The organism is Sphingomonas sp. 37zxx (genome assembly GCF_000786205.1).
In the GTDB taxonomy this organism is placed as follows: Bacteria; Pseudomonadota; Alphaproteobacteria; order Sphingomonadales; family Sphingomonadaceae; genus Sphingomonas.
In genome coordinates this window covers 1-12,664 of record NZ_JROH01000009.1, presented here as the reverse complement: position 1 = coordinate 12,664, position 12,664 = coordinate 1, and the positions used below count along the sequence as shown (strand labels likewise).

General features: G+C 64.9%; 9 protein-coding genes. 3 read left to right on the top strand and 6 right to left on the bottom strand.

Annotated features, from left to right (window positions below; genetic code table 11):
* Window positions 1–18: 18 nt before the first annotated feature.
* The 5 genes from QU44_RS05570 to QU44_RS05550 all read right to left on the bottom strand — a co-directional run bounded on the left by QU44_RS05570 (window position 19) and on the right by QU44_RS05550 (window position 5,569).
* A complete protein-coding gene (locus tag QU44_RS05570; RefSeq protein WP_033920785.1) occupies window positions 19–402 on the bottom strand; it encodes a Rieske (2Fe-2S) protein in 384 nt (127 codons plus the stop codon).
* A complete protein-coding gene (hmgA, locus tag QU44_RS05565; RefSeq protein ID WP_033920940.1) occupies window positions 399–1,685 on the bottom strand; it encodes a homogentisate 1,2-dioxygenase in 1,287 nt (428 codons plus the stop codon). The genes QU44_RS05570 and hmgA overlap by 4 nt, the downstream gene beginning before the upstream one ends.
* 134 nt (window positions 1,686–1,819) lie before the next feature.
* Window positions 1,820–2,887, bottom strand: coding sequence for a 4-hydroxyphenylpyruvate dioxygenase (gene hppD, locus QU44_RS05560; protein WP_197054254.1), 1,068 nt, complete (start codon window positions 2,885–2,887; stop codon window positions 1,820–1,822).
* Window positions 2,888–2,976: 89 nt separating this feature from the next.
* Entirely contained in the window at window positions 2,977–3,489 is a 513-nt protein-coding gene (locus QU44_RS17385; protein WP_197054253.1) for a thioredoxin-like domain-containing protein, read from the bottom strand.
* On the bottom strand, window positions 3,476–5,569 hold the full coding sequence (locus QU44_RS05550) for a TonB-dependent receptor plug domain-containing protein (RefSeq protein WP_197054252.1): 2,094 nt from the start codon (window positions 5,567–5,569) through the stop codon (window positions 3,476–3,478). The genes QU44_RS17385 and QU44_RS05550 overlap by 14 nt, the downstream gene beginning before the upstream one ends.
* A 131-nt stretch (window positions 5,570–5,700) precedes the next feature.
* On the opposite strand from QU44_RS05550, the gene QU44_RS05545 reads away from it, so the two are divergent.
* Genes QU44_RS05545 through QU44_RS05535 form a run of 3 tightly spaced genes read left to right on the top strand, consistent with a single transcriptional unit; the run spans window position 5,701 to window position 11,339 of the window.
* On the top strand, window positions 5,701–6,477 hold the full coding sequence (locus tag QU44_RS05545) for an ImuA family protein (protein ID WP_033920780.1): 777 nt from the start codon (window positions 5,701–5,703) through the stop codon (window positions 6,475–6,477).
* Window positions 6,371–7,924, top strand: coding sequence for a Y-family DNA polymerase (locus QU44_RS05540; protein WP_081987875.1), 1,554 nt, complete (start codon window positions 6,371–6,373; stop codon window positions 7,922–7,924). Before QU44_RS05545 ends, QU44_RS05540 begins: the two co-directional genes overlap by 107 nt.
* Window positions 7,925–7,952: 28 nt before the next feature.
* The gene (locus QU44_RS05535; RefSeq protein WP_033920778.1) at window positions 7,953–11,339 is read left to right on the top strand and encodes an error-prone DNA polymerase; all 3,387 of its coding nucleotides are present in this window, start codon (window positions 7,953–7,955) and stop codon (window positions 11,337–11,339) included.
* A 60-nt stretch (window positions 11,340–11,399) separates the two neighbouring features.
* Here the strand turns inward: QU44_RS05535 and QU44_RS18140 are convergent.
* A partial coding sequence (locus tag QU44_RS18140; protein WP_231621631.1) for a MarR family transcriptional regulator occupies window positions 11,400–12,664 on the bottom strand: 1,265 nt, incomplete at its 5' end.

The window sequence follows — 12,664 nt, the reverse complement described above, 5'->3', positions numbered from 1 at the left end:
GGGAGGGGGCATGCCCGATCAAGTCGCCTCGGGCGGAGCCCCCGTCACGATCATCCCCGCCTCGACCACTAATGGCCAGGCCCCCAGCCGCGCCCCCACGCACGGCCCGCCGACGCACTCGCCATCGTCGATCCGAAACAACGCCCCATGCCACGCGCATGCGATCAACCCGCCATCGGGGGTCAGATACGCATCGAGGCTTTGCGCCAGTGGCACCTGCATATGCGGGCAGCGATCGACATAGCCGACCACGCTGTCCCCACGCCGCACCGCAAAGCCATGGAAGCGCCCGGCGCGCATCTGCACCACGAAGCTGCGCGCCGCCCCGTCGGCGATCAGGTCGAGCGCCCCCAGCGTCACCCCCGCCGGGGTCGCGAACACCCGCGTATCGGCGGCGCTCACTGCGGCAGCTTCGCCTTTGGAAAGTCGTTCCACACCGCGTCGTAATCAAGCTGCGCGCGATCGAGCGCGGTTTGTGTCGGGCGATACGGCCAGCAGCTTTCCAGCATGAACGCCATCGTGCCGTCGATCTTGTGCGGCTTGAGATCGGCAGCGCTCGCGGCCTTCCACGTCGCGACATCGGGGCCGTGGCCTGACATCAGATTGTGCAGCGAAATGCCGCCCGGCTGAAATCCCTCGGCCTTGGCGTCATACGCCCCCTGGATCAGCCCCATCGCCTCTGACATCACATTACGGTGGAACCAGGGCGGGCGAAAGCTGTCCTCGGCCACCATCCAGCGCGGCGGGAAAATCACGAAATCGGCATTGGCGCGGCCCGCCACGTCGCTGGGCGAGGTCAGCACGGTGAAGATCGACGGATCGGGATGGTCGAAGCTGACGGTATTGATCGCGTTGAACCGCGCCAGATCATAGCGCCAGGGGCCAAGATTGCCGTGCCACGCCACCACATCGAGCGGCGAATGGTCGATCGTCGTCGTCCATAGCGAGCCCATGAATTTCTGCACCACCTCGAACGGCTCGTCGCGATCCTCGTACCAGGCGACCGGCGTCTCGAAATCGCGCGGATTGGCCAGGCCATTGGCCCCGATCGGCCCCAGATCGGGCAAGCGAAAGAAGCTGCCGTGATTTTCACAGACATAGCCGCGCGCCGCGCCATCGGGTAGCAGCGCACGAAATCGCACCCCGCGCGGGATCAACGCGATCTGTCCCGGCGCGACGTCGATCCGCCCGAGTTCGGTCAACAGCGTCAGCCGGCCATGTTCGGGGACGAACAGCATCTCGCCATCGGCGTTCATGAATACCCGCGCATCCATGTCGCGGCTGGCGGCATAAACGTGCAGCGCGACACCGTTCAGGCTGGCGGGATCGCGGCTGGCCATCATCGTCGTCATGCCGTCGATCAGGTCGACCGGGGTTTGCGGCAGCGGCAGCGGCAGCGGATCCCAGCGCAGGCGATTGGGCGCAAGCGGGGCGTCGGCGGTGCCCGGCGCGAAATCGACCGCGCCGGTGTAGCGCACGAACGGCGGATGTTCGGCGGTGGGCCGCATCCGGTACAGCCACGAGCGGCGATTCTCGTGGCGCGGCGCGGTGAAGGCGGTGCCCGATAATTGCTCGGCATACAGCCCGAACGCGGACCGCTGCGGCGAATTGCGCCCGATCGGCAGCGCGCCGGGGATCGCCTCGGTCGAGACATGATTGCCGAAGCCGGGGAGGTAATGGGTCATGGTCGCCTCTCTATCACCCGCCGGCCCGTCGGTCCCGGCAAAGCCGTGCCCTATGGGCCGGCTCTGCCGTGCCGGCCGGTCGACGGCGGCGCCTGCGCGCCGCATCTCGCGCCAAGCTGCGCTTGGCACGTCGATCAGGCGTCGACGGTCACCACACCCCGACGGATCTGGTCGAGCTCGATCGATTCATACAATGCCTGGAAATTCCCCGCGCCAAAGCCTTCATTGCCCTTGCGCTGGATGATTTCGAAGAAGATCGGCCCGAACATATTCTCGGTAAAGATCTGCAACAAAATGCCCTCGTCGCCGGTGTCGCCGTCGATCAGGATGCGGTTGCGCTTCAGCCGCTCGACATCCTCGCCATGCCCCGGCACGCGCTTGTCGATCAGTTCGTAATAGGTCTCGATCGTGTCCTGCAGCTTCACGCCGCGCGCGCGAAGCTTTTCCACCGTCGCGTAGATGTCGTCGGTGGTGAAGGCGAGGTGCTGGATGCCTTCGCCATTATATTCGCGCAGATATTCCTCGATCTGGCTTTTGTCGTCCTGGCTTTCGTTCAGCGGGATACGGATCGCCTTGTCGGGGGCGATCATCGCCTGGCTGAACAACCCGGTCGCCTTGCCCTTGATGTCGAAATATTTCTGCTCTTCGAAGCCGAAGATCGCGGCATAGAATTGCGACCACACCCACATCTGCCCGCGCCGGACATTGTGGGTGAGGTGATCGAGCAGGTCGAGCCCGACATGGTTCGCCACCTCGGCCTCCGCCGCACCCTCGACCGGGGTCCAATCGTCATACAGGCTGCCGCGCGCGCCGTGGCGGTCGACCAGGTACAGCATCGACCCGCCGATTCCCTGCAACGCATAGCCTTCGCCAAGCGCGCCTTCGGCAGCATCGGCTGCGGTCGCGCCGCGCTCCAGCGCCGCGTCGAACGCAGTCTTGGCGTCCTGCACGCGAAACGCCATGCCGCTGGCCGATGGGCCGTGCGCCGCGCGGAATTCGGCGGCATGGCCGGTCGCTTCGCGGTTGAGCAGGATGTTGATCCGCCCCTGCTTGTAGCGAACGACGTCGCGCGTCGGATGCACCGATGCCGCGACGAACCCCATCGCTTCGAGCTGCGCCGCCATCTTCGCGGGGTCGGGCGAAGTGAATTCGCAAAATTCGAAGCCGTCGAGGCCCATCGGGTTCACGTCCATATGATCCATGATCGGCATCGCTCCTAAACTGGTAACAGTTGTTACTATATGCCCGTTGCCGCGCACCGGGTCAACGCCCTCGACCCAACGCCTCGGGCTCAGCCAAGGCGCAGCAATTGCGCCAGCGCGTCGGCGGGATAGCTGCGCCCGCCGCGCCAGCTATTGATCAGCGTCGCCCCCGCACAATCGACAATGATCAGCCCCGGCAATGCCGCGCCGCCCAGCGTGCGAAGCTGCCGCCGCGCCGGATCGGCGCAATCGATTACCAGCCAGGGCATGCGCGATCGCAGCACATAGTCGCGCTGTGCCCGGCATTCGCTGTCATCGCTGACGAAGATGATCTCGGTTTGCTGGCGTTGCAGGCGCGGATAGGCGGCCACCAGCGCGGGCACGAAGGCGCGGCACGGCCCGCACCAGCTCGCACCGAAATACAGCGCGATCCGCTGGGTATCCGCCGACACTTGCGCCGGGGTGAACCGCCCCTGGCGCAGGCGCAGCAGGCGCAGCAGTCGCAACGCAAACGGGTCGACGATTGATTGCGCCGCTGCGCCTGCCGGTGCGATCGTCAGTGCCAGCACACCGCCGATCACGCTGCGCCTAGAACAGCGCACGTGCCTGCATGAACAAGGTGCGCGGGTTGCGCGGACCATAGACATAATCGCTGTCGCGCGCCGCGCCGACCTCCAGGTCGCGTTGCCGCGCATCGGTTGCATTCTTCAACCCGAAGGTCAGGTCGATCTCGCGGTCACCCGCCGCATTCAGCGGGATATGCCGCGTGGCGGTGAGATCGGCGACCACGAACGACGGTGTGCGGCGAATGGCCCCGATGCGGTTGTTCAGCACGTCCATCGGCCCGGTATAGCGCAGCGCCGCAAAGGCATCGAGCCGCTCGTCGACCCGCCAGATCACCTGGCCCACCGCGCTCCAGTTCGGGCTTTTCAGATAGTCGCGCGTGGCCAGTTGCCGCGCGCCATCGTCGAACACGATCTGGCCCGTATCATAGCGCGCGCGAAGCCACGCCCCGCCGGCGATCAATTGCAATCGCTCGCTGGCGCGGTAGCTGAAGTTCAGCTCGGCACCGGTCACGTTGCTGCCGCCGGCATTTTCGCGCAGCTGAAACAACGCCCCATCCTCGCCGCTGCGAATATCGCCCAGGAAAAACGTGTCGCGAATGACGGTGCGATAGGCCTGGCCATCGATCGTCAGCGCGCCGTCGCTCCAGGCCGGTCGCCAATCGAAGCCGATTGCGAACGATCCGGCCTTTTCGGGCCGAAGCCCCGCCGCGTTTCGGACCCGGATCGGATCGGCCCCCAGCGTCGCGACATGGACGTCTTCGCTGAAGATTTCGGGCGCGCGATAGCCGGTCGAATAATTGGCGCGCACCACCCATTCGGGCGAGGGCGACCACCACAAGCCCATGCGCGGCGAAACGATCGCCCGGTCGAGCACCGAGCTTTTATCGATCCGCGCCCCCAATAGCAGCCGCAGCCCCTCGGTCAGCGTCCATTCGTCCTGCACGAACGCGCCGAGTGTCGAAAAACTGCCCGCGTTGAGCGTGGCCAGCACCGCGAGGTCCAGATCGACATTGCGGTCGTCTACGGTTTCGGTGCGATATTGCACCCCGCCGAGCAGATCATGCGCGCCGCGGGTCGAGGCGAGGCGCACCTCGCCGAAATGCAGCGTGTCGCGGGTGGTGCCATATTGCCGCCGGCTGATCGCGGCGGCATCGGCCAGCGCGGCGGCGTCGAAACCGGGGGCGGCGGGATCGGTCTCGACCTCGCCCAACCCGCCATAAAAGCTGTCGCGATCGAGCGCCGACAGCGCATAGACGCCGGTGAGCGTGGCCTCGCCCAGTGGCTGGGTGACACTGATGCTGGCGCGGTGCGCGCGGCTGTCGATCTCCTCGGCGATGTTGGCAAGATACGCTGGCTGATCCAGCAGGTTGCCGCCGCGCCGTGCTTCGTCGGTAAACTGGTAATCCAGCGCGACGATGCTGCCGGCGGCGCTTTCGATGGTTGCGCGCAACCCGGCGGTATACAAACGGCGCTGCGCCAATTCGCTATAGCCGTCGCCATTCAGGTCCACCGCCGGGCTGTCCTCGGCCTGGCCATAAGCGGTGATGGTCGATCCCGGTCGCAGCGCGAGCGTGCCGACGAGTGACCCCGACAGCGCATCGCTCGCCCCCGGCCGTGCATAATAAAATTGGCCGCGCAACTCGGATCGCGTCGGCTTGATCGGCAGCAGGTTGACGACGCCCGCCAGCGCGCCGGGGCCGTACAGCGCCGATCCGCCGCCCTTCACCACTTCGATCCGATCGATCAGCACCGCCGGAAATTGCTCGACGCCATAAACCGCCGCGACTCCCGACACGAGTGGCAGGCCATCGAGCAGGATCTGGTTATACGCCCCCGGCAGGCCGAGCAGCTGGATTTCAGTCGTGTTGCAATTCTGGCAATTATTCTCGGTGCGCGCGCCCGCAAGATAATCGAGCGCATCGGCAAGGTTTCGCGGCGCGGCGGAGGTGAGCACGGTTTCGCCGATGATGTCGGTGCGGATCGGCGCATCGCGCACGGTTCGCGGGGTGCGGGTGCCGGTGACGACGATCTGCTCGCCGGGCGCGGATTCGGCAAGCGTTTGCGCGTGCGCTGGCAGCGGCGCAGCCAGTCCGATCAGCAGGACGATAGGGTTCAAAATAACCTTCGGCATGATATGTTAGTCTAGGCTAATATTCTGCCGTTTGCAAAGGCTCCGTGACAGGCGAATCTCAAGTTCGATTGACTCGGCTCGGCGATCGGCGCGATAAGAACATATAGTGAACAATTATGACCGAGTCGTCCGCCTTGAGCGACCTGCGCCGCAGGATTGCCGCGATCGAGCCACCGCCCTCGATCGCGTCGACGTGCGTGGCGACCGGCCATGCCGCGATCGACCTGGCGCTGGGCGGCGGGCTGGCGCGCGGGCGGGTGCACGAGGTGTTCGCGCTCGATGCCGCCGATGCGAGCTGCGCGGCGGGGTTCGCGGCGATGCTCGCGCGGCGGCTGGGGGGCGGGATCGTGTGGCTGCGCGAGGAAACCGCCGATCGGCAGGGGGGGCAGCTCCATGCCGCTGGGTTGGTCGAGATCGGTATCGACCCCGATCGGCTGATCCTGGGGCTGTTGCCCGATCCGCTCGCGGTGCTGCGCGCCGCTGCCGATGTCGTGCGCTGCCCCGATGTCGGGATCGCGCTGATCGAATTGTGGCGCGATCCGCGCCGGCTCGATCTCACGGCAAGCCGGCGGCTTGCGCTGGCGGCGGAGGAATCGGGGGTCACCGCGATCATCCTGCGGATCGCCGCCGAACCTTCGCCCAGCGCCGCGCAGACTCGCTGGGCGGTGCGCGCGGCGGCATCGGTGCCGCTGGCCGCCGATGCGCCGGGGCATCCCGCGCTCGAAGTCGAATTGTTGCGCCAGCGTGGCCGCGCTCAAAGCGGGGTTTGGCGAGTGGAGTGGGATCGTGAACAAACAAGCTTCCGCGCGCCGGCGCTATCTGGCGCTGTGGTTTCCCTTCCTGCCGGCCGATCGGCTGGTGCGGATGGGGGTGCCCGATTGCGACGTGCCTGATGACGCGCCGTTCGCGCTGGTCGAAAAGGATCGCGGCGCGATCCGCATTGTCGCGGTCGATCCACGCGCGCAGGGGCTGGGGCTTGCCGCCGGGCTGTCGCTCGCCGATGCCCGCGCGCGCGTGCCCGAATTGGCGGTGTTCGATGCCGATCCGGTCGCCGATATCGGCTGGCTCGAACGGCTGGCCGATGGGTGCGAGCGCTATACTCCGATGGTCGCGCTCGATTCGCCCGATGGGCTGACGCTCGACATCACCGGCGCGGCGCATCTGTTCGGCGACGAGGCCGGCTTGCTCGCCGATGTCGAGGCGCGGATGGCGCGCTGGACCGGGCATCTGCGCCATGCCTTCGCCGCCAGTCCCGAGGGCGCGCAGGCGCTCGCCCGCTTCCAGACCGCGCCCGCCGCCAGCGAAGACGCGGCGCTTCGCCGGCTGGGGGTCGAGGCGCTGCGGCTCGACGACGAGACCGAAACCGCGCTTCGCCGCGCCGGGCTCAAGACGCTGGGCGATCTGGCGGTGCGCCCGCCTGGCCCGGTATCGGCGCGCTTCGGCAAGGATACCACCGACATGCTCGCGCGGGTGCTCGGGTCTTCCGACAGCCGAATCTCGCCGCGCCGCCCGCCGCCTGCGATGTTGTTCGAGCGCCGCTTCGCCGAGCCGATCGCGCGGACGCAGGATGCGCTGGCGGCGATCGGTGATCTGGCGCAACAGGCTGCGACCGAGCTTGAGGAGCGCCATATGGGCGGTCGCCGCTTTGCTGTCCGGCTGTTCCGCAGCGATGGGCGGATGTTCGATCTCGCGGTCGAAAGCGGCCAGCCGCTGCGCGATGCCGCGATGCTGGTGCGGCTGTTTGGCGAGCGGGTCGATTCGCTCGCCGATCCGATTGACCCCGGCTTCGGCTTCGACATGATCCGCCTGGCGATTCCCGCGATTGAGCTGCTTGCGCCGACTCAGCTCCAGCTCGAAGGCGGGACGATCAGTGAGGAGGCGATGGCGGCTTTGGTCGATCGCCTGAGCGCGCGGCTGGGGCGTGGGCGGATTCGCCGCTTCGCCACGCGCGACACGCATATCCCCGAGCAAGGCGTGCTGACGCTGCCCGCGGTCGATACCGGCACCCGCGCCGCCTGGGACACCCCCGAGCCCGGTGAGCCGCCGCTTCGCCCGCTCCACTTGTTCGATCCGCCACAGCCGATCGAGGTGATGGCCGAAGTCCCCGACGGCCCGCCGCACCGCTTTCGCTGGCGGCGCACGCTGCACGATATCACTCGGTTCGAAGGGCCTGAGCGGATCGCCCCCGAATGGTGGCGGCGCGCCGACAATGGCGGGCTGACGCGCGATTATTACCGGATCGAAGACGCGCGCGGCCGTCGCTTCTGGGTGTTCCGCCACGGCCTCTATGGCCGCGAGGCCGCCGATCCTCGCTGGTACGTACACGGCCTGTTCGCGTGAGCGAACGGCCCATCATACGCCTGTTCGCGTGACGCAGTTCGCCGAACTCGGGGCGGCGACCAATTATTCGTTCCTGCGCGGGGCGTCGGCACCGTCGGACATGGTCGCGCAGGCCTTCGCGCTCGGCATGGCGGGGATCGGCATCGCCGACCGCAACAGCGTGGCGGGGGTGGTGCGCGCGCACGTCGCGCTCAAACAGGCGCGCGCCAAGGCTGCCGAGGCGGGGCTGGGCGAGATCGACTTCCGCCTGGTCGTCGGCGCGCGGCTGGTGTTCGCCGATGATACCCCCGACATCCTCGCTTATCCCGCGACGCGCCACGGCTGGGGCCGGCTGACCCGGCTGCTGACATTGGGCAATCTGCGCGCGCAAAAGGGCGGCTGCGTGCTGCGGCTCGAGGATCTGCTGGCGTATAGCGAGGATCTGCTGCTGATCGTGATGGCCACGCCACCGCTCGGCCCCGTTCGGCCTGAGCCGCCGGTCGAAGCCTCCAACGTCGTTCCCTTCCGTCATTCCCGCGCAGGCGGGAATCCATCCGCACCAGCGCCTGAGACTATGGATTCCCGCCTGCGCGGGAATGACGTGGAGGCAATCCTCGCCACCCTCCACGCCGCCGCCCCCGGGCGCGTCTGGATCGGCGCGACGATGCACCGCGCGGGCCGCGATCGCCGCCGCCTTGCCGCGCTCATCGACTTGGCCGAGCGGACCGGACTGCCGCTGCTCGCCACCAACGATGCGCTCTATGCCACCCCCGATCAGCGCCAGCTCCACGACGTCCTCACCTGTATCGAGCAAAAGACGACGATCGCCGCCGCCGGGCGCAAGCTCACCGCCAATGCCGAACGCTATCTCAAGCCCGGTGCCGAAATGGCGCGGCTGTTCCGCGATTGCCCGCAGGCGGTGGGTGAAAGCCTGAACCTGCTGAACCGCATCGCCTTCACCCTCGACGATCTGCGCTATGAATATCCGCACGAGCCGGTGCCCGAGGGCTGGCAGCCGCAGGCATGGCTCGAGCATATGGTCGTCGAGGCGGCGCACCGGCGCTATGGCCCCGATCTGCCCGCCGATGTCCGCCGCCGGCTGGCCGAGGAATTCGCGCTGATCGCCAGCCAGAACTACGCCTATTATTTCCTCACCGTCCACGATCTGGTTCGCTTCGCGCGCACCCGCGATCCGCCGATCCTGTGCCAGGGGCGCGGCTCTGCGGCCAATTCGATCGTCTGTTTCCTGCTCGGCGTCACCTCGGTCGATCCGACCGAGCATGACTTGCTATTCTCGCGCTTCGTGTCCGAGGAGCGCCACGAGCCGCCCGATATCGACGTCGATTTCGAGCATGAACGCCGCGAGGAGGTGATGCAGTATATCTATGCCCGCTATGGCCGCGAGCGGGCAGGGATCGCCGCGACCGTCATCCATTACCGCCCGCGCAGCGCCGTCCGCGAAGTCGGCAAGGTGCTTGGCTTTTCGGAGGACGCGACCGCGCGGCTGGTCGGCACCGTATGGGGCAGCTTCGCCAGCCGCATGGAGGAGCGCCGCTTCACCGAATCGGGCTTCGATCCCGCCAACCCGCATGTCGCGCGGCTGCGCAGCCTCGTCGATCAGATCCTCGAATTCCCCCGCCATCTCTCGCAGCATGTCGGCGGCTTCATCCTCACCCAGAACCGGCTCGACGAGACCGTCCCGATCCACAATGGCGCGATGGCCGACCGCACCTTCATCGAATGGGACAAGGACGATATCGACGCGCTGGGGCTGATGAAGGTCGACGTCCTCGCGCTGGGCATGCTCACCTGCATCCGCAAGGCGTTCGCGATGATGCGCGAGCACGGCCTTGGCGACCACGACCTCACCGTCGACATCAAGGCCGACGACCCCGCAGTCTATGCCATGCTCGACAAGGGCGACAGCATCGGCGTGTTCCAGGTCGAAAGCCGCGCGCAGATCAACATGCTCCCGCGCCTGAAACCGCGCTCGCTCTATGACCTCACCGTCCAGGTCGCGATCGTCCGCCCCGGCCCGATCGAGGGCGACATGGTCCACCCCTATCTTCGCCGCCGCAGCGGGATCGAGAAGGTCGACTATCCCTCGCCCGCGCCGCCGCACGACCCGAACGAGCTTCGCACCCTGCTCGGCAAGACGTATGGTGTGCCGCTGTTTCAGGAACAGGCGATGAAGCTGGCGATCGTCGCGGCGGGCTTCACGCCGGGCGAGGCGAACCAGTTGCGCCGCGCGATGGCCACCTTCCGCAACCATGGCGGGATCGACAAGATGAAGGACAAGCTCGTCGATGGCATGACCGCGCGCGGATACGAACGCGCCTTTGCCGAGCGTTGCTATCGCCAGATCGAGGGGTTTGGCAGCTATGGCTTTCCCGAAAGCCACGCGCTGTCGTTCGCGCGGCTGGTCTATGTCTCGTCGTGGATCAAATGCCACCAGCCCGCGGTGTTCACCTGCGCGCTGCTCAATTCGCAGCCGATGGGCTTCTACGCCCCCGCGCAGCTCGTGCGCGACGCGCGCGAACATGGTGTCGAGGTGCGACCGATCGACATCAACGCCAGCATCTGGGACAATGATCTCGAAGGCGGGCTCAAACAGCCGGGGCAGGGCGCGCTCGCGATCCGGCTGGGCTTTCGCCAGATGGACGGCTTCCGGCAGGCCTGGGCGCAGGCGCTGGTCGCCGCCCGCGCGCACGGCCGCTTCGACAGCGTCGAGGCACTCGCGCGCCGCGCCGACCTGCCGCAGCGCGCGCTTCGCCTGCTTGCCGATGCCGATGCCTTCGGCTCGCTGGGGCTGGGGCGGCGGCAGGCCTTGTGGGAGGCGCGCCGCACCCCCAATGGCGAGCTGCCGCTGTTCGCCGCCGCGCGCGCGCGCGAGCTCGCGGACGAACCCGATATGGCGCTGCCCGTCATGGCGGCGTCGCAGGAAGTCGCGATTGATTACCAGACGCTTCGCCTGTCGCTGAAGGATCATCCGATGACCTTCGTGCGGGCGGCGCTCGATGCCGAGGGCGTCGCCACCTGCGCGCAGACCAGCGCGGCCAAGGCCGGGACCAGGCTTCGCACCGCGGGCATCGTGCTGGTCCGCCAGCGCCCCGGCAAGGGCAATGCGATCTTCGTCACGATCGAGGACGAAACCGGCGTCACCAACGTCGTTTTGTGGGCGCGGCTGTTCGAAACCTATCGCCGCGAGGTGATGACCGCGCGGCTGATGCTGGTCGAGGGTGAGGTCCAGCGCAGCCCCGAGGGCGTCGTCCACCTGATGGGCGCCCGCGTGATCGACCGCACCGCGCTGCTCGACACGCTGGGCGACGCCGCGCCCCCGACGACGCTATCGCGCGCCGACGAAGTCGCGCGGCCGGTGTATGACCGCCACCCGCGTGATGTGCGGGTACTGCCGAAGTCGCGGGATTTTCATTAACTGTAGATTTTATCAAAGTCATCTTAGAAGTTAAAGTAAATACACGAACCGTCATAGCCGTTATGGATCTTTAATGTTCAACGACCGGTCAAGATTATATCGAAAATAATCGTTCTTTGCAGCATCAGTAATCGAAAATACTCGACGGTGAACGTCGTTCTTGTCTCTCAGCACTAGCCCCCTTTCCGCCAAGTTACGACCGCGCTTGCCAATGAGTTGGTAGGAGCAATCCAGTTCCCCCGCGATTTCTGCGGCAACCATCTCACGGCCTTCCGTGTAAAGAGCCTCAAGCATTCCTAAGTCTGTTGGCGGAAGCAAAAGAGCAGGATCCACACTTTTTAAAACCATTTCATATTTCTTAGATAAATTTATAACCTCACAGGTGCCGCGCTTACATGCAGGGCACATCATGTCAAACATCATAAGGCCATCGAGTCGGTCCAAGCCGTGTATCACCCCGCATGTATCGCAACGAATTTCCTGATTTGACTCAAGAAAGCTCCGCACTATTGGCGTGTTATCAAATATTCGTTCAACGAAATATAGGCGATATTCGCGATGTCCGGCCGGCCTACCAAAAGTGATGGAATATTTACCACATAGGCCATGGTTCAATGCGTAAATAGAAACCTTATTTCCGTCTCTATCCTTCATTTCATAGTATAGAGTAACAAAAAAGTTTAGCTCTAGAGTTCTAAGAGCTGCTTCTAAAGCTGTTGCTACATGAAAGTGACTAGAAGGCGTTCGACCCTTTATTCCCAAGGTAACTTTAGATCCTTTGTAATCGCGAAGTTCTACTGCGCGATTTACTAGCGATTCCAAGAGTTCTTTTAGGCTGAAATTCGAGGCCCGCTCTGAAAAGCTTTCAAGTGCAAATTTGTGAATTCCGAAATACGGTTCAACCTTTTCTTCGTAATATCTAGTAGATGCGTCCTGCACAACTCGGCGCTGAACCGGCTTGCCATAAGCTACTGCAGTATCTCGGATATTGGTAAGAAGGTGTCCCAGTATTCTTGGGTTTGCCATAGAAGCGTAAAACAACTCCCGATATATACTGTCGACATCAGAGTCGCAGAAATCAGAAAAGTCACGGTCAAGGAAATGCTTAAAGCGGCTGTTTATAAGGCGCCTTATAAAGTCTGCACCCTTTTCCTCCATCGTTGAAACATCGCGCTCGCCGTAAAGCTTAAACAAGTCTAAGTATATCTCGTCTATCTTTGTCGGATCTATCTTTCCAAGGTAAATCCGACCAGGATAGGCTGCAATCTTAAACTTAATTAACTCATTGGACCAATTGGGCACTTCCAATAACCCCTCGACATATT

Bases quoted from the DNA above. Each gene is read 5' to 3' on its own strand.
- hmgA (WP_033920940.1), bottom strand. From the start codon at position 1,685: ATGACCCATTACCTCCCCGGCTTCGGCAATCATGTCTCGACCGAGGCG.
- hppD (WP_197054254.1), bottom strand. From the start codon at position 2,887: ATGGATCATATGGACGTGAACCCGATGGGCCTCGACGGCTTCGAATTT.
- QU44_RS05545 (WP_033920780.1), top strand. From the start codon at position 5,701: ATGACCGAGTCGTCCGCCTTGAGCGACCTGCGCCGCAGGATTGCCGCG.